We start from the raw sequence: 26,235 nt of genomic DNA, 5'->3' as shown, positions 1-26,235 counted from the left end.
CGATGCATAGCTATCGGTTAGTGGTACGCAGGGAGGGGAGAACCGTTGGCCATTTTGAGACGACGGGGATGAACGCGCTGGAAGATGCCTGTAGGGCGAGAACGATGTTTGAAAACGAGAGCGGCTGCCAGTGCGAGCTATGGGTCGCGGATAGCGAACGGCGGATTCTGGAAAGTAGCCCGCAGGGGATGAAAATCCTGGCGAGTGAAAAGTGCTACCGGCCGGCATAAAAAAATGGCGCCTGAAGGCGCCATTTTCTCGGCAAGCAAGAATTACTTCTTGATGCGGATAACCGGAGTTTCACCAACGGTGACGCTACCGGACAGTTTGATCAGCTCTTTGATCTCGTCCATGTTGGAGATAACAACCGGAGTCAGGGTAGACTTGGCTTTTTCTTCCAGCAGCGGCAGATCGAATTCGATAACCGGGTCGCCGACTTTCACGCGCTGACCTTCTTCAGCGATGCGCTTGAAGCCTTCGCCTTTCAGTTCAACGGTATCGATACCGAAGTGAACAAACAGCTCAATGCCGCTATCGGATTCAATAGAGAAAGCATGGTTGGTTTCAAAAATTTTACCGATGGTACCCTCTACCGGCGCAACCATTTTGTTGCCAGTAGGTTTGATGGCAATGCCATCACCCACAATTTTCTCCGCAAAAACCACATCCGGCACGTCTTCGATGTTGACGATCTCGCCAGAGAGCGGAGCAACAATCTCAATAGTTCCGGTGTCTTTTTTGTCATCAGAAACCAGAGATTTCAGTTTATCGAACAAACCCATGATCTTCTCCTAAGCAGTAATTTGGGCCGCGCATCTCGTGGATTAGCAGATTGTTTTTTCTTCAATGAACTTGTTAACCAGCGTCATTAACTCGTCCGTCGTCGGTTGAGCAAGAGCCTGCTCTGCTAATACTTTTGCATCTTCGAAGTTCGTGTTACGAATAATCTTCTTGATGCGCGGGATGGAAATGGCGCTCATAGAGAATTCGTCCAGCCCCATACCCAGCAACAGAAGTGTAGCACGTTCATCGCCTGCAAGCTCACCACACATACCCGTCCATTTGCCTTCTGCATGAGAAGCATCAATAACTTGCTTGATCAGAGTCAGCACAGACGGTGACATCGGCTGGTAAAGATGCGAGATCATATCATTACCACGGTCAACTGCCAGAGTATATTGCGTTAAATCATTGGTTCCGATACTAAAGAAATCAACTTCTTTGGCTAAATGACGAGCAATGGTCGCGGCTGCAGGGGTTTCCACCATCACGCCGATTTCAATCGATTCGTCAAAAGCTTTACCTTCGTCACGCAGTTCCTGTTTGTAGATCTCAATCTCTTTCTTCAGTGCGCGCACTTCTTCAACAGAGATGATCATCGGGAACATGATGCGCAGCTTACCGAAAGCGGAGGCACGCAGGATAGCGCGAACCTGGTCGCGGAGGATCTCTTTACGATCCATCGCGATACGCACGGCGCGCCAGCCGAGGAACGGGTTCTCTTCTTTCGGGAAGTTCATGTACGGCAGCTCTTTATCGCCGCCGATGTCCATGGTGCGAACGATAACGGCCTGTGAGCCGCACGCTTCAGCCACCGCTTTATAAGCTGCAAACTGTTCTTCTTCAGTCGGCAGAGAATCGCGGTCCATGAACAGGAATTCAGTACGGTACAGGCCAACGCCTTCCGCGCCGTTGCGCTCAGCGCCATCGACGTCGCGAACGGTACCGATGTTGGCGCAAACTTCAACCTGATGACCGTCGAGAGTGATGGCCGGCAGATCTTTCAGTTTCGCCAGTTCTGCTTTTTCTTCAGCAACCTGCGCCTGCAGCGCACGCAGCTCTTCGATTTTTTCGTTGCTTGGGTTAACCAGAACCTGGTTGTTAACCGCATCGAGAATCAGATAGTCGCCGTTTTTCACCTGGGAGGTGACGCTTCCGGTACCGACGATTGCCGGCAGCTCAAGGGAGCGCGCCATAATAGAGGTGTGGGAAGTACGGCCGCCCGCGTCGGTGATGAAACCCAGCACCTTGTTCAGGTTCAGCTGTGCGGTTTCCGACGGGGTGAGATCGGCGGCAACGAGGATAACTTCATCCGCGATAGCGCTCAGATCGATGATTGCCAGGCCCAGAATGTTGCGCAGCAGACGTTTACCGATGTCGCGTACGTCAGCGGCACGCTCTTTCAGGTATTCGTCATCCAGCTCTTCCAGTGCAGTTGCCTGACCTTCGATAACTTCATTGGCTGCCGCATCGGCAGTCATGTGCTTATCTTTAATCAGGGCTATGATTTCCTGCTCAAGCTCCTCATCTTCCAGCAGCATAATATGCCCTTCGAAGATGGCTTCTTTTTCTTCACCGAAAGTTTCACCAGCTTTGGTTTTGATGACCTCCAGCTGGGCGGAGGCCTTGGTGCGGCCGTTCAGGAAACGTTCAACTTCCTGATCAACCTTATCGGCAGAAATTTTCTTCCGGTCGATGACAATTTCGTCTTCTTTCAGCAGGAGAGCCTTGCCGAAAGCGATACCCGGGGATGCTAAAATGCCTGAAATCATAACCCTACCTTACTTGTGACTGATATTAAAAAGAACCCGTGAACTTACTCGAGTTCAGCCATCAGTTTAACCAGATGCTCAACTGCTTTTTGCTCATCTTCGCCTTCAGCGGAGATGGTCACAACGGTACCCTGAGTCAGGCCCAGAGTTTGCAGTTTGAACAGGCTTTTTGCGCTGGCGCTTTTGCCGTTGGAGGTTACAGTGATCTCAGAAGTGAAGCCTTTCGCTTCTTTAACAAACTGAGCAGCAGGGCGGGTGTGCAGACCGTTCGGAGCGGTAATGGTAACTTCTTGCTGGAACATTATATTTCCCCAACTTATAGGTTTAGTGTTGTGGACCTAAAGTCTAGCCTAACGACCAAACTTTAGCCTGTATTGTTAGCGCCGGCGTTACGTGTGTGGCTAAGGCGTCAGCAGCGGAACCGCTGAGAGGACCTTAAGTCCGTTGACGTCTAGCACTTCATTAAACATTATGCCGCGAAAGGAAGACTTGAACCAAATCATAAAATCGATTCAGCCTGCGGAAATCCAAATCTGAATAATTTCGCGCTTCAAAATAAATGTGCTGGTTAAATACCAGACCCTACGAGGTGAATCAATGCCAGGAGGGGTAAAACTTTGACGTATGCCACAAAAAAGCACCCGAAAAGGTGCTTTTTTACACGGTTTTTACAAACTGGCACTACTGTTGCAATTCTTTCTCGGTGAAGAGATCTGCGAACAGCGCCGTGCTTAAATAACGCTCACCGGAAGACGGTAGGATAACCACAATATTCTTATTGGTAAAGGCCTCATCTTCCTGCAGCTTTAACGCCGCGGCGACAGCCGCGCCGGAAGAGATACCGGCCAGAATACCTTCTTCTTCCATCAGGCGACGAGCGGTGGAGATGGCTTCTTCGTTGGTGATGGCGACCACTTTATCGACCAGTTTCAGGTCGAGGTTGCCCGGGATAAAGCCGGCGCCGATACCCTGAATTTTGTGCGGGCCAGGTTTCAGCTCTTCGCCAGCCAGCGCCTGGGTGATAACCGGCGAGTCGGTCGGCTCAACGGCGACGGTGATCAGATCTTTTTTGCCTTTCGTGCCTTTAATATAACGAGAGACACCGGTCAGGGTACCGCCGGTACCGACGCCCGAGATAAAGACGTCAACCTGGCCGTCGGTGTCTTCCCAGATTTCCGGGCCGGTGGTCTTTTCGTGAATTTCCGGGTTCGCCGGGTTACTGAACTGCTGCAGCAGCAGATATTTTTCCGGGTCGCTGGCGACAATCTCTTCCGCCTTCTGGATGGCGCCTTTCATGCCTTTCGCGCCTTCGGTCAGCACCAGGTTAGCGCCCAGCGCTTTCAGCAGCTTGCGGCGTTCCACGCTCATGGTTTCCGGCATGGTCAGCGTGAGTTTGTAGCCGCGAGCGGCGGCGACGTAGGCGAGGGCGATACCGGTGTTGCCGCTGGTTGGTTCAACCAGTTCCACACCCGGTTTCAGTACGCCGCGCTTTTCAGCATCCCAAATCATATTGGCGCCGATACGGCATTTAACGCTAAAGCTCGGGTTACGAGATTCTACCTTGGCCAGGATTCGGCCATTACCGATGCGGTTCAGTCGTACCAGCGGCGTATGACCGATAGTCAGGGAGTTGTCTTCAAAAATCTTACTCATGGCCCGTCCTTAACTGTATGAAATTTGGGGGTACGGCTTCAGCATACCCGCTTAAACAATATCCGGAAGTAAGGATTTAGCATATCTATATGCTGAAGGGAAATAATGATGAGCAAGAAGGAATAAGACGGAAATAAGGGGCGGCGTGTACCGCCCTGAAAGAGACAGCTCAGATCGCTATTTCCACATGGCGTGCTTATCGCGGTAGCAATCCACCCACATCGCCGTCGCGCCGCAGATAGCGACTGGCAGAATGACCAGGTTGAGAACCGGGATCATGGTGAACAGGCTGGTCAGCGCGCCAAACTGCATGTTAATGACCTTCCGCGAGCGCAGCGCCTCGCGCATGGTTTTAAACGGCACTTTATGGTTATCGAACGGATAGTCGCAGTACTGAATGGCCAGCATCCAGGCGCTAAAAAGGAACCACAGTACCGGCGCGACGGTTTGGCCAATGCCGGGGATAAAGTACAGCAGCAACAGAACGATGGCGCGCGGCAGGTACCAGGCAAACTTTTGCCATTCGCGTTTCATAATGCGCGGGAGATCTTTCATGATGCCGAATACGCCAACATCCGGCGGCGTGGCGCCGGTCAGTCGCGCTTCGAGCTGTTCCGCCAGCAGACCGCTAAACGGCGCGGCAATCCAGTTGGCGATGGTCGAAAAGAAGTAACCAAATACCAACAAAATAGAGATAACCGCCACCGGCCATAGCAGGTAGTTTAACCACTGAAGCCATTCAGGCACATGGCTCATTAATGAAGGGATCCAGCTATCGAGGCGGGTAAACAGCCACCAGAACGCGCCGCCCATCAGAATGACGTTAACTAATAAAGGCAGGAACACGAAACGTCGGATCCCTGGCAGCCTGATGAGTTTCCAGCCTTGTGAAAAATAGTAGACGCCGCTACGTGGGGTAGTTGCGGATGATGAAACCATAGTCAGGCGATGCTCCTTTTTTAACATTCAGTGTGAATGCCCGCTTATTTTATCGGGTTGCCAGACAATAACCAGTTAGGAAATGTTCGAAAAAACAGCAAAAAGCACGATTTAGTTCATCTTTATGGGGTGAAAGGGGCAGACGCACTTGCACTTGATGTAATCGGCAAATACTCTTAGTGAGTAAATGTTTGCCGTGGTGGCAAGGTGTTAGAACAACAGAGAATATAATGATGCAGGATTTGCGTCTGATATTAATCATTGTTGGCGCGATCGCCATAATCGCTTTACTGGTACATGGTTTCTGGACCAGCCGTAAAGAGCGTTCCTCGATGTTCCGCGATCGCCCACTGAAACGTATGAAGTCTCGCGACGATGAAACATCGGAAGGCGATGACTTTGATGACGATGTTGAAGGCGTAGGTGAAGTTCGCGTTCACCGGGTTAATCACGCCCCGAACGGCGCATATGGGGAGCAAGAAGCACCTCGTCAGGCGCCGCAACACCAGTATCAGCCTCCGTACGAGCGTCAGGTGCAGCAGCCTGTGCGTCAGGACGAGCCGGTGCATCAGGCGCCGCCGCACGCGCCGCGCCCGCAGCAGCCTGTTGCTCCGCAGCCGCACGTTCAGCCGCCGCAGCACGTTGCTCCTGCGCAGCCGGTCCATCAGCCGCAGCCGACCCAGCCTCAGCCGGTACCGCCGCAATATCAGCAGCCGGTGCAGCCTGCGCCGCAGCAGCCTGCGCCGCAGCAGCCTGTAGCGCAACAGCCGGCGCCAGTCCAACAACCTGTTGCTCAACAACCTGCGCCGGTTCAACAGCCAGCCGCGCCGCAGCCGCAACAGGCGCCTGAAGCGCCAGCCGCTGAACCTCAGCAGCCAGCCGCCGCGCCGCAGCCGAAAGAGCGCAAAGAGACGGTCATCGTGATGAACGTCGCCGCGCATCATGGTTCTCAGCTTAACGGTGAACTGCTGATCAACAGCATCCAGCAGGCCGGCTTTAAGTTTGGCGATATGAATATTTTCCACCGTCATTTAAGCCCGGACGGTAGCGGACAGGTATTGTTCAGCCTGGCGAACATGGTTAAACCTGGCACCTTTAATCCGGATGCGATGGTGGATATGACCACGCCGGGCGTGACTATCTTTATGCAGGTGCCGTCGTTTGGCGACGAGCTGCAAAACTTTAAACTGATGCTGCAGTCGGCGCAGTACATCGCCGATGAAGTTGGCGGCGTGGTGCTTGACGATCAGCGCCGGATGATGACGCCGCAGAAACTGCGCGAGTACCAGGATCGTATTCGCGAAGTAAAAGAGGCTAACGCCTGATTTACGCGCTAGCGTGTCGTCTGCTTAATCTGAACCCCCGCCCGTCGGGGGTTTTTTATCATTGATGGTGCGATATGGAACCAATCGAACAAAAACTGACTGAACTGCGAACTACCCTTCGCCATCATGAATATCTGTATCATGTTATGGACACTCCGGAGATTCCCGATGCGGAATATGACCGGCTGATGCGTGAACTGCGTGAACTCGAAGCGCAACATCCTGAACTGATAACCCCCGACTCGCCGACCCAGCGCGTGGGCGCGGCGCCATTGGCCTCTTTCAGCCAGATTCGCCATGAAGTGCCAATGCTGTCGCTGGATAACGTCTTTGATGAAGAGAGTTTCCTCGCCTTTAACAAACGCGTGCAGGATCGTTTAAGCGATACCGCGGACCTGACCTGGTGCTGTGAGCTCAAGCTCGATGGCCTCGCGGTCAGTATCCTGTATGAAAACGGCGTGCTGATGCAGGCGGCGACCCGTGGCGATGGCACTACCGGCGAGGATATCACCTCCAACGTGCGAACCATTCGCGCTATTCCGCTGAAGCTACGCGGCGACAATATTCCGGCGCGTCTGGAAGTACGCGGGGAAGTGTTCCTGCCGCAGGCCGGATTTGAAAAAATTAATGAAGAAGCGCGCCGCACCGGCGGCAAAGTGTTTGCTAACCCGCGCAATGCCGCCGCGGGCTCGTTGCGCCAGTTGGATCCGCGTATTACCGCGAAGCGACCGCTTACTTTCTTCTGCTACGGCGTTGGCGTGCTGGAAGGCGGCGAACTGCCGGCCAGCCACTCTGCGCGTTTGCAGCAGTTTAAGCAGTGGGGATTGCCGGTGAGCGACCGCGTGAAGCTGTGTCATTCTCCAGAGGAAGTGCTTACTTACTATCGCCAGGTTGAGGAAGACCGTCCGCATCTTGGTTTTGATATTGACGGCGTGGTGATAAAAGTTGATTCGCTGGCGTTGCAGGAGCAGCTCGGTTTCGTTGCCCGCGCCCCGCGCTGGGCGGTGGCCTTTAAATTCCCGGCCCAGGAGCAGATGACTTTCGTCAACGATGTGGAATTCCAGGTTGGCCGTACCGGAGCGATTACGCCGGTTGCGCGCCTGGAACCGGTGCACGTGGCCGGGGTGCTGGTCAGTAACGCCACGCTGCATAACGCCGACGAAATCGAACGTTTAGGCTTGCGCATTGGCGATAAAGTGGTAATTCGCCGTGCCGGTGACGTGATCCCGCAGGTCGTCAACGTAGTGCTTTCCGAACGCCCGGAGCATACGCGTGAAATCATCTTCCCAACCCATTGCCCGGTCTGTCATTCCGATGTTGAACGCGTAGAAGGGGAAGCGGTGGCGCGCTGTACCGGCGGGCTTATCTGCGGGGCGCAGCGTAAAGAAGCGCTGAAGCACTTTGTCTCCCGACGGGCGCTGGATGTCGACGGTATGGGCGATAAAATCATCGATCAGCTGGTTGAGAAAGAGTACGTGCATACGCCAGCCGATCTGTTCCGCCTCAGCGCCGGTAAGCTAACCGGGCTGGATCGCATGGGGCCGAAGTCGGCGCAAAACGTGGTCAACGCGCTGGAAAAAGCAAAAGAGACGACCTTCGCCCGCTTCCTGTACGCGTTAGGTATCCGTGAGGTTGGCGAAGCGACTGCCGCGGGACTGGCGGCGCATTTTGGCACGATTGAAGCGCTGGAACAGGCTTCAATTGAGGAACTACAGAAGGTGCCTGACGTCGGGATTGTCGTCGCCACGCATACTTTTAACTTCTTCGCCGAAGAGAGCAACCGCGAGGTTATCGCGCAACTGCGCGCGGAAGGTGTCCGCTGGCCGGCGCCGGTGGTGGTGAAGGCGGAAGAAATTGACAGTCCGTTTGCCGGTAAAACAGTGGTATTAACCGGTAGCCTGAGCCAGCTGTCGCGCGATGATGCCAAAGCGCGGCTGGTCGCGCTGGGGGCGAAAGTCGCCGGCAGCGTGTCGAAGAAAACCGATTTGGTGATTGCCGGCGAAGCGGCGGGCTCTAAGCTTGCGAAGGCGCAGGAGTTAGGCATAAAGGTTATCGATGAAGCCGAAATGATGCGCCTGCTGGGAGAGTAACGTGGATAAAGCGCAGCTCATCGAGATTGCTAATACCGAGATGCCGTTTGGCAAATATAAGGGGCGCCGCTTGATCGACGTCCCGGAAGAGTATTTGCTGTGGTTTGCCCGTAAGGATCAATTCCCTGCCGGGCATCTCGGCGAGCTGATGGCGTTGACCTTATTGATCAAGACCGAGGGGCTGACGCAACTGGTTCGGCCCCTGAAACAACCGCGTTAACCTGCCGTGGCGCGGGGTTTCTCCTGCGCCTGTTGGGCGTCTGTCTGCGCTTTATAGCGACGAGCCAGTACGGCGCAGACCATCAGTTGGATCTGATGGAAGATCATTAGCGGCAGCACCATTATTCCCAGAATCGTCGCCGGGAACAGGATATTCGCCATCGGTATCCCGTTCGCCAGGCTCTTTTTCGAGCCGCAGAAGACGATGGTAATTTCATCCGGCTTGCTAAAGCCGCAGCGGCGGGCGACAAAGATATTGATCGCGATGACAATAGCCAACAGCACCAGGCTGACAACGACGATAAACAGCAGCGATCCCACGCCCACTTTATGCCAGATTCCATTGACGACGGCTTCGCTAAAGGCGGAGTAGACCACCAGCAGGATTGAGGTCTGGTCGGTTTTGCCAATCCATTTTTTATGTTTCGCCACCCAACTACCGATCCACGGGCGCGACAGGTGGCCGAGTACAAACGGCAGCAGCAGCTGCAGCATAATCTTACCGACCTGTTCCAGATCGCCGCCAGCGCCATGCAAATGCATCAGCAGTCCTACCAGCAATGGCGAGACAAAAATACCGAGCAGACTTGACGCTGAAGCGGAACAGACCGCCGCGGCGACGTTACCGCCGGCGAGCGAAGTAAAGGCAATTGCTGACTGTACGGTCGCCGGTAAGATACAAAGGTAAATAAAACCGCTATAAAGCATCGGGTCGACCTTAATCGGCGCCCACCACGCAAACAGAACCCCCAGAACCGGAAAAACAATAAAGGTGCTGCACATCACCCACAGGTGTAAACGCCAGTGGCTGCCGCCGGCGATAATCGCTTCACGCGACAGCTTGGCGCCATGCATAAAGAATAATAGCGCGATAGCGGCGGTGGTGAGGTGCTCGACGAAAGGGACGAATTCGCCGCGCGCCGGAAAGAACGAGGCCAGCAGAACCACGGTAATCAATGTCAGTGTAAATGGATCAAGAATGCGGAAAAGTTTCATAAACGCTCCTGAAATTCGATGCCGCTATTGTGCTTTCTTTGTTTTGAGAAATAAAATTGATTTATTGCATCTATTCATGAATAAAAAAGATGAATTACTCGCTACGTCAGTTAAGGGTCTTTATCACCGTTGCCAGGGCGCGCAGTTTTAGCCGTGCCGGGGAGATTATTGGTCTCAGCCAGTCGGCAGTAAGCCATAGTGTTAAGGAGCTGGAGCACCAGACCGGCGTACGTTTGCTCGACAGAACAACGCGTGAAGTGGTGCTCACCGAGGCAGGCCATCAGCTGGCGGGCAGGCTTGAGCGTTTGCTTGATGAACTCCATGTGACCCTACGTGAAGCGGGGCGGGTAGGGCAGCAGTTGACGGGGACCGTGCGCGTCGCCGCCAGCCAGACTATCTCGGCGCATCTAATCCCGCAATGCATCGCACATAGCAATCGCCGCTATCCGGATATTGATTTCGTACTGCATGACAGGCCGCAGCAGTGGGTGCTGGAAAGTATCCGTCAGGGCGAGGTTGATTTTGGTATCGTTATCGATCCGGGGACGGCGGCAGATCTGCAGTGCGAGTCCGTGTTGGCGGAACCTTTTCTGTTGTTATGCCGTGAGGATCACCGCTTTTCCCGGCAGTCATCGGTCAACTGGCAGGAGCTGCAGGGGGAGAGGCTGGTATTGCAGGACTATGCTTCCGGCAGTCGGCCGCTGATTGATGCCGCGCTGGCGCGTTTCGCCATCAAAGCCGATATCGTACAGGAGATTGGTCATCCGGCGACGCTGTTCCCGATGGTGGAATCGGGGATTGGTATTAGCGTGCTGCCGGCGCTGGCTTTACCCTTGCCGCAGGGCAGCCGTTTGCAGGTAAAAAGATTAACCCCGGTTGTGGAGCGCCAATTGATGCTGGCGCAGCGAAAAAATCGCTCGCTGTCGACCGCGGCGCAGGCGCTATGGGAGATCGTACGCGAAGAGGGCGCAAACCTTACATCAGCCAGGGTCGAGGACCCGCTGTATCAGCGCTAAGCGTCATTCTTAACGCTGGTGGGGAACGCTACTTTTTATACTGCACAATCGTAGATATTTCCTTTTCTCATGCCTGGTGAAAACCCTAATTTAGTCTGTTCAGAAATCAACAGCCCCAATTTGAATCATTGTTTAAATACACTACGTTCGATCAACTTGTTTACACTATACAGAGAATAGAGCGGAGCGTGTCATTGTCGGGCTGCCGAGCTGTTGAATTTTCCAGACGCTATTTGAGAATGGTAAAAATGGAATTATCAGTCCCTTTTATGCTCGTTATTATTTCCATTGCTTCGCTGCTTGCTCAGTGGTTGGCGTGGCGATTACGTATACCTTCTATCCTGCCGCTGCTGCTCATCGGCGTACTACTTGGCCCCGGGGTGCATTTATTGCAACCGGATATATTATTTGGTCCTCTACTTTTCCCACTGGTATCGCTGTCGGTGGCCATCATTCTGTTTGAAGGGGCCCTAACGCTACGCTTTGACGAGATTCGCGGCTTGGGTGGTATTGTGCGCAATTTGGTCACAATTGGAATGTTGATTACCTTCGCCGTTATCTCACTAACCTGCTGGGGGATTTTAGGCCTCACGCCGCAGATTTCAGCGCTGATCGGGGCGGTCACGGTGGTTACAGGGCCGACAGTGATTTCTCCACTCATGCGAGTGGTTCGCCCAACAGCCTCTATTAATCAGGTACTGCGCTGGGAAGGGATCGTCATTGATCCGGTGGGAGCGATTTTTACACTATTAGTATTTGAGTTTATTACTTTGCAGGAGCAAACGGGCACATGGCTTCATTTGCTGATCATGCTTACAAAAACGGTCGTTATAGGGCTGGTGAGCGGGGCGGTATTTGGCGTGTTCTTAGGGAATGCGCTCAGGCGTGGTTGGATCCCGGGTTATCTGCAAAACTTCGCTGTTTTATCCTTCGTTCTATTGACGTTTGGCGTGTCCAATACGCTGGCTGATGAATCTGGTCTGCTTGCGGTAACGGTTCTGGGGATCTGGCTGGCTAATATGCGAGAGGTTGAGACCTCGGATATCGTTGAATTTAAAGAAGAGCTATCCGCCATCTTACTTTCAGCGCTATTTATCATCCTGGCGGCCCGTCTTGATATCCATGCACTCTGGGCGATGGGCTGGCCGCTGCTGATATTGATGCTGATCGTCCAGTTTGTGGCCCGTCCACTATGCATTCTTGTCTCGACATGGCGTTCCAGCTTGCATTGGCGTGACAGGCTGATGTTATGTTGGATCGCCCCGCGCGGAATCGTTGCTGCCGCCGTCAGTTCCCTGTTTGCTTTGACGCTGCAAAAAAAAGGCTATGAGAACGCGGATCAGCTGGTAACCGTCGTTTTCGCAATCATTATAGGTACGGTAGTTTTGCAAAGCCTTACCAGCAGTCAATTGGCGCGCTGGCTTGGCGTGCAGCAACGTAGGCCTCGAGGAGTGCTGATTGTCGGGGCGAATACGGTCGCCAGAACCCTGGCCCAGGCGCTCAGAAAACTCGATATTCCGGTTCAGCTGAGCGATAACAGCTGGGAATACTACCGGCTGGCAAGAATGGAAGGGTTACCAACATATTATGGCAATGTCTGGTCTGAACATGCGGAAAACTACCTGAATCTGAGTGAGATTCGTCAGGTGATCGCCTTGTCGCCTAATCGTCACCAGAATGCGCTGACCGCCCTGCATTTTCAGCATATATTTGGTAATAATCGCGTCTTCTCAATCCGTACGGGGCCTGTGACCAAAGGACGTAGTGAGAAAGAAACGCGTCACGAACAGCTTTTCGATACTGAAATGACCTGGGCACGGCTTAGTAGCTTGATAGCGAAAGGCGCAGTCATGAAAGTCACTCGCCTGAATAACAATTTTGGCTGGCCGGAGTATCTCAGCACCAACCCCGGTGCAACACCGCTGTTTGCGCAAAGAGAGGATGGCAATCTGATAGCGATTAATAATGGAATCATGCCGCCGCCACCCTGTACCGTCGTGGCGATTATCGAACCTGGAGTGGAAAGTGAAAAAACTCCGTCAGAAGCGTATTGATAGCCTGTTCTTCATTGTTGGCTGTCGTTGCAGGCCGTTCCGCTATCTGGCGTTCTGCGCATAGCAAAAAGGCGCCTTTAGGGCGCCTTTTTACATTGGTGGGTCGTGCAGGATTCGAACCTGCGACCAATTGATTAAAAGTCAACTGCTCTACCAACTGAGCTAACGACCCGAAGTGGTGGGTGATGACGGGATCGAACCGCCGACCCCCTCCTTGTAAGGGAGGTGCTCTCCCAGCTGAGCTAATCACCCACTTCGGTACTTCACATTTTGACAGAAAATCCAGCTGGCGAGAAAGTGGTGGGTGATGACGGGATCGAACCGCCGACCCCCTCCTTGTAAGGGAGGTGCTCTCCCAGCTGAGCTAATCACCCACTTCTCAATTTTCTGTTCTACACGGCGGAGACTACGTAAAGTAGTTGGTGGGTGATGACGGGATCGAACCGCCGACCCCCTCCTTGTAAGGGAGGTGCTCTCCCAGCTGAGCTAATCACCCCCGCTGTGTGGAGTCGCATTATAGGGAGAGTTGAAATTGAGTCAACGCCTTTTCTAAATAATTTGTTTGTTCGTCGTAAAATTAAACAAAGCGATCGCAAAATCAGCTTCGGCGTATGATTTATAAACAAAAATGGTAAAGCGTGATGTTGAAGCGGGATCTACATTGAGGAATCAGCCTGTGGTGTTAGAATATTCCCCTATCAATTCCAAGAACACTGCCGGCTATCGGCATCTTTATTAAACGTAAGGCCATTTCATGAAAATCAAAACTCGCTTCGCGCCAAGCCCAACAGGCTATCTGCACGTTGGCGGTGCGCGTACTGCTCTCTATTCCTGGCTTTTTGCACGTAACCACGGCGGTGAGTTTGTGCTGCGTATTGAAGACACCGATCTCGAACGCTCCACCCCGGAAGCAATTGAAGCCATCATGGATGGGATGAACTGGCTGAATCTGGAATGGGACGAAGGCCCGTATTTCCAGACTAAACGTTTCGATCGCTATAACGCGGTTATTGATGAAATGCTGGAAGCAGGCACAGCTTATAAATGCTACTGCTCGAAAGAACGTCTGGACGCGCTGCGCGAAGAACAGATGGCGAACGGTGAAAAACCGCGCTACGACGGTCGCTGCCGCCATGATCATCAGCATCACGCCGCCGATGAGCCTTGCGTCGTGCGTTTTGCTAATCCGCAGGAAGGTTCGGTTATCTTTGACGATCAAATCCGCGGGCCGATCGAATTCAGCAATCAGGAGCTGGACGATCTGATCATTCGCCGTACCGACGGCTCTCCGACCTACAACTTCTGCGTCGTGGTGGATGACTGGGATATGGCGATCACCCACGTGATCCGCGGCGAAGACCACATCAACAATACCCCGCGTCAGATCAACATTCTTAAAGCGCTGAATGCGCCGGTACCGGTGTATGCGCACGTATCGATGATCAACGGCGATGACGGTAAAAAACTCTCCAAGCGCCACGGCGCGGTGAGCGTGATGCAGTACCGCGACGACGGCTACCTGCCGGAAGCGCTGCTGAACTATCTGGTGCGCCTGGGTTGGTCCCATGGCGATCAGGAGATCTTCACTCGCGAAGAGATGATCGAGTTCTTCTCGCTGGGCGCGGTGAGCAAGTCCGCCAGTGCGTTCAACACCGATAAACTGCTGTGGTTAAACCATCACTACATCAACACGCTGCCGGCGGAATATGTGGCGACGCATCTGCAGTGGCACATTGAGCAGGAAAATATCGATACCCGTAACGGCCCTCAGTTGTCCGAGCTGGTTAAGCTGCTGGGCGAGCGTTGCAAAACGCTGAAAGAGATTGCCCAGAGCTGCCGCTACTTCTATGAAGAGTTCGCCGAGTTCGACGCCGATGCGGCGAAGAAACACCTGCGTCCGGTGGCGCGTCAGCCGCTGGAAGTGGTTCGCGATAAGCTGGCGGCCATTAGCGACTGGACGGCGGAAAATGTCCACCATGCGATTCAGGCGACCGCCGATGAGCTGGAAGTGGGCATGGGGAAAGTAGGCATGCCGCTGCGCGTGGCCGTGACCGGCGCGGGTCAATCTCCGGCGCTGGACGTCACCGTTCATGCTATCGGTAAATCCCGTAGCGTTGAACGTATCAACAAAGCGCTGGCGTTTATCGCCGAACGCGAAAGCCAGCAGTCCTGAGGCCGAGCGTAAGCTAAAGCAAGCGGCAGGTTAATCCTGCCGTTTTTTTTCGCCGCTATTTTTTGACGGGGCTAATACCTAACCGCGCCAGGAAGCCACTAATGCCATCGCGGGCAAGAAGATCGCGCAGGTGAGTTTGTTCCGCGGCGGTCATCAGCTGCAGCGTATCGGCGATTTGCCGCCATACCGCATCCGCTTCATTGATAAAGTAGCCGCCGGGCTGTTCGGCGAGCTGGTACTCTTCATTCAGATGGCGAAATGCCGGAATATTGGTCAGAAAATCAATCACTGTCCTATCGATGACAATCAAACGCGCACGCCCGCCTTTGACGCCGGGAATCGCTTCGGTTCGCCACTTTTGTTCTCGCGCCCAACGGTTGACCGTTTGTCTGGCCAGACCCAGAACTTCGGCAAGCTCTGCAGGCGTCATTTTTTCTTTTAGTTTCATCATTCTTATTTTACTGGCCGCGTATTCCAAGACGGTTTAACAACCCGGTAATGCCTTCGCGCAGCAGCAGCGACATTAGCTGCTTCTGTTCGCGATGAGTCATCTCTTTGCAGAGCGTAAGCAATAAGGGTTCGAGATCGGTCTCGGCGACCGAATAGGGAGAGGGCGTTTCCGCTACGCGCTGGGCATTGCGGATAAACTCCCGTACCTGCTCGTTAACGTGTACGAGACGCGCTTTGCCTCCCTGTACGCCAGGCCGCGGAGAAGTTTGCCACCCCTCTTTACGAACCCATTTATTTATCGTCTGTCGGCTGAAGCCAGTTAGATGCGCAATTTCTTCCGGAGTCATTCGTTCCTTGAGCATACTATTTCCTGAGTAAATATGTGGGAATTAGTGCTTCATGTTATAGCATCCTTTTACAGGAAATAGTGACATGTTTAACGCCTGCCTGCGATAAGGCTCGCATTGTCAGCTATTTGCCTGCTTTTTCAGCGATTGAATCAGGAGGGGTAATTTTGCCGTTGACACCTGGCGAAGGAATTCATATTATGCCGCCCGTCAACACGACACGCTTTACGTTACGGGGCTATAGCTCAGCTGGGAGAGCGCTTGCATGGCATGCAAGAGGTCAGCGGTTCGATCCCGCTTAGCTCCACCAAATTCTGCACCCAGCGGATTTGGTTCGTAAAGAGGTCCTGTGGGGCTATAGCTCAGCTGGGAGAGCGCTTGCATGGCATGCAAGAGGTCAGCGGTTCGATCCCGCTTAGCTCCACCAAAATTCGAACCCTCGCTACGGCGGGGGTTTTTGCTTTAGCGTCCTCAATGTAAATGATTTTCAGCTTACGTCAGCGTGTATCGAGCAAATAAAAACCAACGTAATTTAGGAATTTTTCTCGGTTTATTTTCTTGCCTGCCATTATTAACCAACATACTATTTTCTGATTGCTTATAATTTTTTAGCCGCAGAGGTGTTGATTAACAATAATGACTGACATATTTAACATCAAAGTTAAAAAAACTCTGCTGGCGTTAATTGTTTGTTTGATTTTTATTCCGCTTTCTCGATTAATTTCTCCGCAAACCCTTATCGACGGAAAACAAATTTATCTGGCATGGCTGCCATTAAGCGTCATGTACGCAACCATTTGTATTTTTGGTCGTTATGCTGTTGCTCCCTTGATTGTTGCGTTTGCAATTACTAATACATTTATAATAGAACTAACCTATACGCAGGCCGCTATCCTGTTATTCTGTCAATTATTTTCCGTCTTTTTCACCTTCGCAATCATGCGTTCGTTGTCGGGAAAAAAATGGCGTAGCGGAAGGCCAGCCAAGCGCCATATTGGTCGCCGCATCTTCTGGGGCGGCTTCTTTGCTCCCATCCTGCTCAAGCTGACGATGTATCTGGCGGGGCGCTTCTTCGCCTTCCCGCTTGCCGTCTCCAGCTACTTCAGTACCGCGTCAATCATCTATTCCGTTATTGATATCCAGGCGTTGATATGCGCCGCCTTAATCTTTACGACCGCTTTCTATTATCCGATGAGAATGATAGTTAGCCCACGTTATCGGCGGGTGTTTTGGCTGCGTCATTGTCAACCGTGGCTGGTGAAAGAAAAAAGAACCTTTACCTTGTACTGGTTTATGGCATTAATCACAATCATGCTGGTGCTTTGTGCGCCTTTTGATTCCGATTTAATTGCCGGATATCTGGTGCCAATTATTTTTATTCTCTACTTCGTTGGTATTGGGCGTCTGGGGCATGAGTTAATTCGCATTACGTGGGCTATTTCGGCATTCTTTTTAGTCGCCTATAACAAAAATTTTCTGCAGGGTGTTCAGTCGGGGTACTCCTTGTCATTTGTCCTGTCGGTGTTAATTTCATTCACGATTTGTTTGTTTTACATGACAGATATTTATTCGCGTAGCGACAGAATTAAACAACGCTGGCGCGATCGGGCTGAAGAAGATCCGTTAACCGGGTTACCCAATCTGCGGGCGCTGGAAGGACATTTGCGCCAGTCGCCGCGGGTTGTTATTAGCAGTCTGCGCATCGAAAACCTGGACTTCCTTAGCCGCCATTACGGCATGATGATGCGCGTAGAGTGCAAGCGGCAAATAGCCCGCCGTCTGCAGCCGCTACTGGACCACCGCGATAAAATTTATCAGCTCCCGGGTAGCGAGTTATTGCTGGTGATTGAGGGGCCGGAACCGGCTGCGCGGCTAAATCACATCGTCGCGATGCTTAACCACGCTAAATTTAACTGGCATAACCAGGTTCTGGATTTAGAGTTTGGCGCGGCGTGGGGGAGTTACAGCGGCATTGAGACCGAATTACACCCTATGCTCGGCCAGCTTAGTTGGTTATCGGAGCAGGCTGGCGCCGTGCAGCGGGTGCTGGCGTTAGATACCGCGCAGGAGGAGGTTTCCGACCAAACAACCGAACAGGTGCGGATGCTGACGAAAATAAAACAAGCGCTGAACGAGCGTAATCTTCTGCTGTACGCGCAGCCGATTCAAAATGCGGAGGGGGAGGGCTATTACGAAATCCTCACCCGTATGCGCTGCGGCGAGACGATTATCACGCCGGATCGGTTTATTCCACTTATTGCACAGTTTAACCTCAGCCAGCGCTTCGATATGCTGGTGCTGGAAACGCTGTTCAGCCAGCTTGATCAACATCCCGGCCGACGCTTCTCCGTCAATTTGCTGCCGTATACGCTGATGCAAAAGGATAGCGCCGCGCAGATTATCGCGCTGTTTAAGCGTTATCGCGTTTCGCCTGCTTATATCACGATTGAGATAACTGAAGAGCAGGCGTTCTCGAATGCGGATACCAGCATGCATAATATTCAGCTGTTGAGTGAGTTCGGTTGCGCTATCGCCATTGATGACTTTGGTACCGGTTACGCTAACTATGAGCGTCTGAAAAGCCTGCAGGCGGATATCGTAAAAATTGACGGCTGCTTCGTGCATGAAATCGAGAGCGACCAGCTTGATGCGATTATCGTGAAATCCATTATCGAAATCGCGCGGGCGAAACAGCTTACGGTCGTCGCAGAGTACGTAGAGACTCAGGCGCAAAAGGCGATGCTGTTGGCGCTGGGCGTCGATTATTTGCAGGGCTACCTGATTGGCAAACCGCAGCCGTTAAGTGAATTGAAGGCGTAAAAAAGCCGGGCGATACTGCAGCCCGGCTTGTTATTTTATTAACGTCTGTTTGTGATTACAGTACCAGCGCAGCGATAGAGGCTGACAACACGCTGACCAGCGTGGAACCGTAAACCAGTTTCAGACCAAAGCGAGAAACCACGTTACCTTGCTCTTCATTCAGGCCTTTAATCGCCCCGGCGATGATGCCGATAGAAGAGAAGTTGGCGAAGGAGACCAGGAAGATGGAGATGATACCTTCCGCACGCGGGGAGAGCGTCGCTGCCACTTTCTGCAGATCCATCATCGCCACGAATTCGTTAGACACCAGTTTGGTCGCCATAATACTGCCTACCTGCAGCGCTTCGCTCGCCGGCACACCCATCACCCACGCAACCGGGTAGAAGATGTAGCCGAGGATCCCCTGGAAGGAGATGCTGTAGCCAAACCAGCCGGTGACGGTGGCGAACAGGGCGTTGAGCGCGGAAATCAGCGCGATAAAGCCGATCAGCATCGCCGCAACGATAATCGCTACTTTAAAGCCTGCCAGAATGTATTCGCCCAGCATTTCGAAGAAGCTCTGACCTTCGTGCAGATTGGACATCTGCAGGTTTTCTTCGCTCTGCTCAACGCGATACGGGTTAATCAGCGACAGAACAATAAAGGTGCTGAACATGTTGAGCACCAGCGCGGCAACCACATACTTCGGCTGCAGCATAGTCATATAGGCGCCGACGATGGACATCGAAACGGTAGACATCGCGGTTGCCGCCATGGTGTACATACGGTTGCGCGACATTTTGCCGAGAATATCTTTATAGGCGATGAAGTTTTCCGACTGGCCGAGGATCAGCGAGCTAACGGCGTTGAAAGATTCCAGTTTACCCATGCCGTTAACTTTCGACAGCACGGTACCGATCGCGCGGATGACAATCGGCAGAATGCGAATATGCTGTAAAATACCAATCAGCGCGGAAATAAAGACGATTGGGCACAAAACCTTCAGGAAGAAGAAGGCCAGACCTTTATCGTTCATGTTACCGAATACGAAGTTGGTGCCTTCGTTGGCGAAACCGAGAAGTTTCTCGAACATCTCAGAAAAGCCTTTCACGAAACCCAGACCGACATCGGAGTTCAGGAAGAACCAGGCCAGCAAAACTTCAATAACAAGTAATTGAATAACATAACGAATGCGGATCTGCTTACGGTTGTGACTGACCAGCAAGGCCAGTATAGCCACCACAACGATCGCGAGGACAAAATGCAAGACGCGGTCCATATTTGCTCCAAATATGAGGCAGGTTAAATTTCCGTGCACATTCTATGCAACAAGCCTAAATAAAACGAGATCGAATCCACACTATTGCAAGGATATGTGACCAATAACAAAAATAGTGATCAATCGTACATTTTTGTTATGTTATGCAAAGGTATTAAAAGTTGCATTAATGTACTAATCTGATGAAAGGCGCGTTGTCGACAGCTTCACGCCCGTTTCGTTATTTGGCCTGCTATCGTTCCCTCCTATCAAAGCAATCATTATCACCTTTCTAAATGAACTTGATAATCATTCGCATTTTGATAGCATTAAACATAGCAAAGGCTATATTTCCAGGGGCAGAAAATGACTAACAGTCGCGTTGAGAATAGCAGCGGTCGCGCAGCGCGCAAGATGAGGCTCGCACTGATGGGGCCCGCATTCATTGCTGCCATCGGCTACATCGATCCGGGTAACTTCGCCACGAATATCCAGGCTGGCGCCAGCTTTGGCTATCAATTGTTATGGGTAGTGGTATGGGCGAACCTGATGGCGATGCTGATTCAGGTGTTATCGGCCAAGCTCGGTATCGCCACCGGTAAAAACCTCGCGGAACAGATCCGCGACCATTACCCGCGCCCGGTGGTGTGGTTTTACTGGATACAGGCGGAAATTATCGCCATGGCGACCGATCTGGCTGAATTCATCGGCGCGGCCATCGGCTTTAAGCTGCTGCTCGGCGTTTCCTTATTACAGGGGGCGGTGCTGACCGGCGTCGCCACCTTCCTGATCCTGATGTTGCAGCGTCGCGGGCAGAAACCGCTGGAAAAAGTCATCGGCGGGCTGCTGCTGTTTGTGGCGGTGGCGTATGTGGTCGAGCTTATCTTCTCGCAGCCGGCGTTAGCGCCGCTGGCCAAAGGCATGATTATTCCGAGCCTGCCGAATGGCGAAGCGGTATTCCTTGCCGCCGGGGTTCTCGGGGCGACGATTATGCCGCACGTTATCTATCTGCACTCATCGCTGACGCAAAACCTGCACGACGGCTCGCGCAAAGAACGCTATAACGCCACGCGTTGGGACGTGGCGATTGCAATGACCATTGCCGGCTTCGTTAACCTGGCGATGATGGCGACCGCCGCCGCTGCGTTTCACTTCAACGGCCACACCGGCGTGGCCGATCTCGACCAGGCTTATTTAACTCTCGAACCGCTGCTTAGCCATGCCGCCGCGACGATTTTTGGTCTCAGTCTGGTTGCCGCCGGTCTCTCGTCGACGGTAGTCGGAACGCTTGCCGGGCAGGTCGTGATGCAGGGGTTTATCCGCTTCCATATTCCGCTGTGGTTTCGCCGGACTATCACCATGCTGCCGTCGTTTATCGTGATTATGATGGGGCTGGATCCAACGCGTATCCTGGTGATGAGCCAGGTATTGCTGAGCTTCGGGATTGCGCTGGCGCTGGTGCCGCTGCTGATTTTTACCAGCGATGCGCGGTTAATGGGCGATCTGGTAAACAGTCGCTGGGTAAAACGCATCGGTTGGCTGATTGTGGCGATTGTGGTGGCGCTGAACGGCTGGCTGATTATTGGTTCCGCATTAGATTAATACGGCAACAAAAAAGGGAGCTTTCGCTCCCTTTATCAATTAGTGGTGCCCGTGACCATGTCCGCGCCCGCCGCCAGGGCCTCGGCCCCAGCCGCCACGGCGATCGTTCCAGCCTTCGCGATAGCCGCGCTCGTAAGCACGACCGCGATCCCAGCCGCGTTTATCCCAACCGCGATGCCAGCCGTTATCATGGCGATGCCAGCGGTGATCGCGCCATTCATAATGACGACGCCAGTAATCACGGTCGCGCCAGCCGCCACCGTCCCAGTAGTTACCGTAACCGTCACGATCGCCAATTTGTAATTTTACCGATGGCAGCAGGGTGATTTCACCAGCATTGGCGATAACCGGCGCACACGCCAGCAGTACCGCAGCCAGAATCAGTGACCTGAACATACTCTTCTCCTCACGATCGGGTCTTAATGACCTGTTAACCAGATATTACGAGCCGGTAAAGAGGCGTAGCATCAGGGAACTCTTAAATCGCAAGAAATAGCACTTTTTGCCAAAGTAAAAATGAGTTTACACCGCAAGGATCGCATCAATGGCGGCGCACTCTTCAGCGCTGAACCGACGATTGCTTAACATACCCACGGCATCGTCCAGTTGCGCCGTTTTACTGGCGCCGATCAGCACTGACGTCACTTTATCTTCACGCAGCACCCAGGCCAGGGCCATCTGTGATAGCTTCTGTCCGCGGCGCCCGGCAATGGCGTCAAGCTGGCGGACTTTTTCCAGCCGCTCGGCGGTGAGCTGTTCCGGCTGTAAAAAACGGCTATTGCTGGCTGCGCGCGAGTCTGGCGGAATACCGTTTAGATAGCGGTTGGTCAACTGGCCGCCAGCCAGCGGTGAAAACGCTATACTTCCCACGCCTTCGGCCTGCAGCATCGCTAACAATCCTTCTTCCACCCAGCGTTCAAACATCGAATATTTGGGTTGGTGAATCAGGCAAGGCGTGCCGAGATCGTTGAGGATAGCGATAGCCTGACGTGCCAGCTCGAGCGGGTAGTTCGATAAACCAACGTAGAGCGCTTTTCCCTGGCGAACCAGATGATCCAACGCGCGCATGGTCTCTTCCAGCGGCGTTTCCGGGTCCGGGCGGTGGTGATAAAAGATATCGACGTACTCAAGACCCATCCGCTTCAGGCTCTGGTCGAGACTGGCGACCAGATACTTACGCGATCCCCAGTCGCCATAAGGACCATCCCACATGGTATAGCCCGCTTTACTGGAGATGATGAGTTCGTCGCGGTAGGGCAGAAAATCTTCTTTCAGGATCCGCCCGAAGTTGCTCTCCGCCGATCCCGGCGGTGGGCCGTAATTGTTCGCCAGGTCGAAGTGGGTAATCCCGAGGTCGAAGGCGTGACGCAGCAACTGGCGGCTGACCTCGACCTGTGTCTCATCGCCAAAGTTATGCCACAGACCGAGAGATATCGCCGGTAGCTTCAGGCCGCTGCGCCCGCATCGGCGGTATTCCATGGTCTGATAACGCGTGTCGCTTGCCTGGTAAACCATACTTCCTCCGCATCAAAACAGGGTGTGTATACGTTTACACTAATCAATGTTGCATGCGGAGTATATGGGGATAACGCGTAAATTTTGCTTTCCACCCTCATTATTGCTCACAATCTGGACAGGTAAAACGCATATCTAATACTCAGATTACCTGCACAACAACAAGGATTATGGATATGCAACCGACTTACACCATTGGCGATTATCTGCTGGATCGTCTCGTAGATTGTGGTATCGATCGCCTGTTCGGCGTACCTGGTGATTACAACTTACAGTTTCTCGATCACGTGATAGCCCATCAAAATTTGGGATGGGTCGGCTGTGCTAACGAACTGAACGCGGCCTACGCCGCAGACGGCTATGCGCGTATAAAAGGCGCCGGCGCGCTGCTAACCACCTATGGCGTAGGTGAGTTAAGCGCGTTAAACGGAGTGGCCGGTAGCTATGCGGAACATATCCCGGTGCTGCACATTGTGGGCGCGCCATCTACCGGCGCGCAGCAGCGCGGCGAACTGCTGCACCATACCCTCGGCGATGGTGATTTCACCCATTTCTCGCGGATGAGCGAACATATTACCTGTTCTCAGGCGACGTTAACGGCGGGCAACGCCTGTCACGAAATTGACCGGGTATTAAGCGACATGCTGACCCACCACCGCCCAGGGTATCTGATGCTGCCTGCCGACGTGGCGAAGGCCCGTGCGGTGCCGCCGGCCCGCGCGCTGGTCATTAAGGGCCCCGCGGCCGATGAAAACCAGCTTGCCGGCTTTCGCGAGCACGCGGCCAAACTGTTGCGCAGCAGTCGCCGCGTGTCGCTGCTGGCGGATTTTCTCGCTCAGCGTTACGGTCTGCAAAACACACTACAGCAGTGGGTTAAGTCCGCGCCGATTACCCACGCCACCATGCTAATGGGTAAAGGGCTATTTGACGAACAGGGAACGGGGTTCGCCGGGACCTATAGCGGGATCGCCAGCGCGCCGCAAACCCGCGAAGCGATGGAAAGCGCTGATGCCATCATCTGCGTGGGTACGCGCTTTACCGATACGATTACCGCCGGCTTTACCCATCATTTGCCAACGGAGAAAACCATCGAAATCCAGCCATTTGCCGCGCGGGTTGGCGATCATTGGTTCAGCCGAATCCCGATGGATCAGGCGCTGGCGGCCCTCATTGATGTTTCTGGCAAGCTGTCCGCGGAATGGCGCGCGCCAGATATCATCGCGCCCGACGCTTCCGGCGCGCCGCAGGGTAATCTGACGCAGAAAAACTTCTGGAGTACGGTCGAGAAACAGCTGCGGCCGGGCGATATTATTCTTGCCGATCAGGGGACCTCGGCATTCGGTATCGCCTCATTAAAACTACCCTCGCAGGCCACGCTGCTGGTGCAACCGCTATGGGGCTCAATCGGTTTCACGCTACCTGCCGCTTACGGCGCGCAGACCGCCGCCGCGGACAGAAGGGTGGTATTAATCATTGGCGATGGCGCCGCGCAGCTCACTATCCAGGAGATGAGCTCAATGCTGCGCGATAAGCAAAAACTGTTAATTTTGCTGTTGAATAACGAGGGCTACACCGTCGAGCGCGCCATTCACGGACCAGAACAGCGCTACAACGATATTGCGTTGTGGGACTGGAGCCGCTTCCCCGATGCTTTTGCGCCGGATACGCCTTCCCGCTGTTGGCGGGTATCGCAAACCGGTGAGCTGGCTGAGGCGATGGCCGATAGCGTTAACTCCGATAAGCTAACGATGGTCGAAGTTATGCTGCCGAAAATGGATATCCCTGACTTCTTACGCGCGGTTACCCAGGCGCTGGAAGATCGCAACAACCGCAGCTAATCGCCGCGGCGTTTGGCAATCATCAGCGGCTTCCCGGCCAGCAGTAGCCAGGCCGGGAGCATCACGATACATAGCAGCGGCAGCAAGGTGGTATCCGGCACCACCACTGCCGCCATAAACAGGCTCAGCCAGCCGTCGCGGGTGACGACCAGCACCAGGCCGAGGATCGCGCAGGAGATGGTAATGGCGGCCGGTACCGCTTCAACGTGGGCATGCAGCATTAGCCCCAACGAGACGCCGACAAACACCGCCGGGAAAATACGCCCGCCGCGGAAGCCACAGGCGGCCGCCAGCACCAGCGCCGCCAGTTTCACCACGGCAATGAGTAGAAAATCGCCGGCGCCAAGGGTCTGGCTGGAGGCAAGTTGCTGCATTTCGTCCAGCCCTTTAAACAGCGTAATATGCCCGCCAATAACGCCCAGGATCCCCAGTAAAAACCCCCCGATACCTAGCATTAACACCGGATTTTTCAGCCGGTGGATCAGCGCGTGCAGACGCGGTAGACACCACACGGCGACCATGCCGACGGCGATGGCGATAAGCGTGACGATCGCGCCGCTGATAATATCGACGATACGCAGGTGTGGATAGTGCGGGATCGGCAGGGTGAAATTGGGATGGAAAAAGATACCGGTCGTCAATGCGCCTGCCGCCGCTGCCAGCAGTGGGGCGAATAGCCGGTCCCATAACGGAACGTCGCTGCTGCTATTGAGCGTTTGCGAAAAAATAAGCGCCGCGGCAACCGGCGTACCGAACAGCGCGCCGATGGTTCCCGATGCGGCGAGGATTGTCCAGTCCAGCGAGCTTACTCGTGGGAACAGACGCGAGCCAAGGGCGACGGCAAGCGCGATATTGACGACCATGATCGGATGTTCCGGCCCGAGACTCACGCCGCCCGCGAGGCCGAGAATCAACGCCGCCAGTAATCCCGGTAGCGCGCTGGTGGCGATGGGCGCGCCGATTAAGGATTCGGTTGCCGGATCTGGCCCACCATGTCCAGGACTGTAACGGACCACCAGCCCCACGGCGATCCCGGTGAGAGTGAGGATGGCAATTATCCATAGCGGACTATCGGCGGCAATGCCGATATGTGCCGGCAGGTCGCTCCACAAGATGCTCTGTAGGACTGCGGCTATCTTCATCGCCACAATCAATACCAGGCTGGATGCGATACCAATAAGAATGGCGGGTATCGATAACAACAGCATCGTTCTGGCGCGCGGGTGCAGCATGAAAGGTTCCTTTTAAATGTCCTGAAGCGCTACTTTGCCTGTCTCTGTAAAGAGCTTCGGCGCAAATGGTGCTGAAACGATAAACTTAAGGCCAAACCTGACGTTGCGTGTATGACATAAACTGGCATGTTACATAGATTACAGTCTAAATGTGACCAATGTCGCTAAACTACCGGC

Annotated in this window: 22 protein-coding genes and 6 tRNA genes; 12 read left to right on the top strand and 16 right to left on the bottom strand. The window is 53.6% G+C overall.

The genetic code is table 11. The features are described from left to right. Window positions 1-2 precede the first annotated feature (2 nt). Window positions 3-230, top strand: coding sequence for a hypothetical protein (locus tag AC22LX_RS08655; RefSeq protein WP_045392593.1), 228 nt, complete (start codon window positions 3-5; stop codon window positions 228-230). 42 nt (window positions 231-272) lie between these two features. Here AC22LX_RS08655 and crr read toward each other — a convergent pair whose 3' ends face one another. The 5 genes from crr to cysZ all read right to left on the bottom strand — a co-directional run bounded on the left by crr (window position 273) and on the right by cysZ (window position 5,144). Beyond that, on the bottom strand, window positions 273-782 hold the full coding sequence (gene crr / locus AC22LX_RS08650; protein WP_015365497.1) for a PTS glucose transporter subunit IIA: 510 nt from the start codon (window positions 780-782) through the stop codon (window positions 273-275). Between the two features lie 42 nt (window positions 783-824). Next, window positions 825-2,552 (bottom strand): phosphoenolpyruvate-protein phosphotransferase PtsI, encoded by a 1,728-nt coding sequence (ptsI, locus tag AC22LX_RS08645; protein WP_015365498.1) that lies wholly within the window; start codon window positions 2,550-2,552, stop codon window positions 825-827. Between the two features lie 44 nt (window positions 2,553-2,596). Beyond that, window positions 2,597-2,854: a phosphocarrier protein Hpr gene (gene ptsH, locus AC22LX_RS08640; RefSeq protein ID WP_000487600.1), complete on the bottom strand. Its 258-nt coding sequence runs from the start codon at window positions 2,852-2,854 to the stop codon at window positions 2,597-2,599. A 379-nt stretch (window positions 2,855-3,233) separates the two neighbouring features. After that, entirely contained in the window at window positions 3,234-4,205 is a 972-nt protein-coding gene (cysK, locus tag AC22LX_RS08635) for a cysteine synthase A (protein WP_045362238.1), read from the bottom strand. A 177-nt stretch (window positions 4,206-4,382) separates the two neighbouring features. Beyond that, the gene (gene cysZ / locus AC22LX_RS08630) at window positions 4,383-5,144 is read right to left on the bottom strand and encodes a sulfate transporter CysZ (RefSeq protein ID WP_045392589.1); all 762 of its coding nucleotides are present in this window, start codon (window positions 5,142-5,144) and stop codon (window positions 4,383-4,385) included. A 230-nt stretch (window positions 5,145-5,374) separates the two neighbouring features. Between cysZ and zipA the strand changes: the two genes are divergently transcribed. The 3 genes from zipA (at window position 5,375) to AC22LX_RS08615 (ending at window position 8,779) form a co-directional block, all read left to right on the top strand. Then, complete coding sequence (gene zipA, locus AC22LX_RS08625) at window positions 5,375-6,469, top strand: cell division protein ZipA (protein ID WP_487333914.1); 1,095 nt, start codon at window positions 5,375-5,377, stop codon at window positions 6,467-6,469. Window positions 6,470-6,543: 74 nt separating this feature from the next. Next, window positions 6,544-8,559, top strand: coding sequence for an NAD-dependent DNA ligase LigA (gene ligA / locus AC22LX_RS08620; protein WP_213292381.1), 2,016 nt, complete (start codon window positions 6,544-6,546; stop codon window positions 8,557-8,559). Window position 8,560: 1 nt separating this feature from the next. Beyond that, a complete protein-coding gene (locus AC22LX_RS08615) occupies window positions 8,561-8,779 on the top strand; it encodes a DUF3820 family protein (RefSeq protein ID WP_213292382.1) in 219 nt (72 codons plus the stop codon). On the opposite strand, the gene AC22LX_RS08610 is transcribed toward AC22LX_RS08615, so the two are convergent. Continuing rightward, a complete protein-coding gene (locus tag AC22LX_RS08610; RefSeq protein ID WP_487333913.1) occupies window positions 8,776-9,774 on the bottom strand; it encodes a bile acid:sodium symporter family protein in 999 nt (332 codons plus the stop codon). The genes AC22LX_RS08615 and AC22LX_RS08610 overlap by 4 nt on opposite strands. Window positions 9,775-9,863: 89 nt before the next feature. Between AC22LX_RS08610 and AC22LX_RS08605 the strand changes: the two genes are divergently transcribed. Continuing rightward, on the top strand, window positions 9,864-10,790 hold the full coding sequence (locus AC22LX_RS08605; protein WP_045392579.1) for a LysR family transcriptional regulator: 927 nt from the start codon (window positions 9,864-9,866) through the stop codon (window positions 10,788-10,790). A gap of 248 nt (window positions 10,791-11,038) precedes the next feature. Beyond that, window positions 11,039-12,844, top strand: a complete 1,806-nt coding sequence (locus AC22LX_RS08600; protein ID WP_047078073.1) for a cation:proton antiporter — start codon at window positions 11,039-11,041, stop codon at window positions 12,842-12,844. A gap of 96 nt (window positions 12,845-12,940) precedes the next feature. Here the strand turns inward: AC22LX_RS08600 and AC22LX_RS08595 are convergent. From AC22LX_RS08595 to AC22LX_RS08580, 4 genes are all read right to left on the bottom strand, one after another. Further along, a tRNA-Lys gene (locus AC22LX_RS08595) sits at window positions 12,941-13,016 on the bottom strand. Between the two features lie 4 nt (window positions 13,017-13,020). Beyond that, window positions 13,021-13,096, bottom strand: a tRNA-Val gene (locus tag AC22LX_RS08590). A 46-nt stretch (window positions 13,097-13,142) separates the two neighbouring features. Next, a tRNA-Val gene (locus tag AC22LX_RS08585) sits at window positions 13,143-13,218 on the bottom strand. A gap of 46 nt (window positions 13,219-13,264) precedes the next feature. Further along, window positions 13,265-13,340: transfer RNA gene (locus tag AC22LX_RS08580), tRNA-Val, on the bottom strand. 258 nt (window positions 13,341-13,598) lie between these two features. On the opposite strand from AC22LX_RS08580, the gene gltX reads away from it, so the two are divergent. Then, entirely contained in the window at window positions 13,599-15,017 is a 1,419-nt protein-coding gene (gene gltX, locus AC22LX_RS08575; RefSeq protein WP_020078209.1) for a glutamate--tRNA ligase, read from the top strand. A 55-nt stretch (window positions 15,018-15,072) separates the two neighbouring features. Here the strand turns inward: gltX and AC22LX_RS08570 are convergent, their stop codons facing one another. Next, window positions 15,073-15,468 carry a YfeC-like transcriptional regulator gene (locus AC22LX_RS08570; RefSeq protein ID WP_045391585.1) on the bottom strand — a complete coding sequence of 132 codons (396 nt, stop codon included), beginning with the start codon at window positions 15,466-15,468 and terminating at the stop codon, window positions 15,073-15,075. Between the two features lie 7 nt (window positions 15,469-15,475). Beyond that, window positions 15,476-15,829, bottom strand: coding sequence for a YfeC-like transcriptional regulator (locus AC22LX_RS08565; RefSeq protein ID WP_013878158.1), 354 nt, complete (start codon window positions 15,827-15,829; stop codon window positions 15,476-15,478). Between the two features lie 219 nt (window positions 15,830-16,048). On the opposite strand from AC22LX_RS08565, the gene AC22LX_RS08560 reads away from it, so the two are divergent. From AC22LX_RS08560 to AC22LX_RS08550, 3 genes are all read left to right on the top strand, one after another. Next, window positions 16,049-16,124: transfer RNA gene (locus AC22LX_RS08560), tRNA-Ala, on the top strand. Window positions 16,125-16,165: 41 nt separating this feature from the next. Further along, a tRNA-Ala gene (locus AC22LX_RS08555) sits at window positions 16,166-16,241 on the top strand. Between the two features lie 209 nt (window positions 16,242-16,450). Beyond that, window positions 16,451-18,634, top strand: a complete 2,184-nt coding sequence (locus AC22LX_RS08550) for an EAL domain-containing protein (protein ID WP_049059496.1) — start codon at window positions 16,451-16,453, stop codon at window positions 18,632-18,634. A gap of 55 nt (window positions 18,635-18,689) precedes the next feature. Here the strand turns inward: AC22LX_RS08550 and nupC are convergent, their stop codons facing one another. Further along, on the bottom strand, window positions 18,690-19,892 hold the full coding sequence (nupC, locus tag AC22LX_RS08545) for a nucleoside permease NupC (RefSeq protein ID WP_013878156.1): 1,203 nt from the start codon (window positions 19,890-19,892) through the stop codon (window positions 18,690-18,692). A gap of 345 nt (window positions 19,893-20,237) precedes the next feature. Between nupC and AC22LX_RS08540 the strand changes: the two genes are divergently transcribed. After that, window positions 20,238-21,473 (top strand): Nramp family divalent metal transporter, encoded by a 1,236-nt coding sequence (locus tag AC22LX_RS08540; protein ID WP_045391579.1) that lies wholly within the window; start codon window positions 20,238-20,240, stop codon window positions 21,471-21,473. 39 nt (window positions 21,474-21,512) lie between these two features. On the opposite strand, the gene AC22LX_RS08535 is transcribed toward AC22LX_RS08540, so the two are convergent. Further along, window positions 21,513-21,869, bottom strand: a complete 357-nt coding sequence (locus tag AC22LX_RS08535; RefSeq protein WP_013878154.1) for a DUF2502 domain-containing protein — start codon at window positions 21,867-21,869, stop codon at window positions 21,513-21,515. 126 nt (window positions 21,870-21,995) lie between these two features. Beyond that, window positions 21,996-22,988, bottom strand: coding sequence for an L-glyceraldehyde 3-phosphate reductase (gene mgrA, locus AC22LX_RS08530; RefSeq protein WP_045391576.1), 993 nt, complete (start codon window positions 22,986-22,988; stop codon window positions 21,996-21,998). Window positions 22,989-23,164: 176 nt separating this feature from the next. On the opposite strand from mgrA, the gene AC22LX_RS08525 reads away from it, so the two are divergent. Beyond that, on the top strand, window positions 23,165-24,826 hold the full coding sequence (locus AC22LX_RS08525) for an alpha-keto acid decarboxylase family protein (protein ID WP_045391573.1): 1,662 nt from the start codon (window positions 23,165-23,167) through the stop codon (window positions 24,824-24,826). Here AC22LX_RS08525 and AC22LX_RS08520 read toward each other — a convergent pair. Then, window positions 24,823-26,058, bottom strand: a complete 1,236-nt coding sequence (locus AC22LX_RS08520; protein ID WP_045391570.1) for an ion channel protein — start codon at window positions 26,056-26,058, stop codon at window positions 24,823-24,825. The two genes, AC22LX_RS08525 and AC22LX_RS08520, sit on opposite strands and share 4 nt — an antisense overlap. Window positions 26,059-26,235 lie beyond the last annotated feature (177 nt).

It is taken from the genome of Klebsiella sp. PK01 (assembly GCF_057624675.1).
The sequence above is the reverse complement of the archived record's forward strand: the minus strand, read 5'-3'. Positions and strand labels throughout refer to the sequence as shown.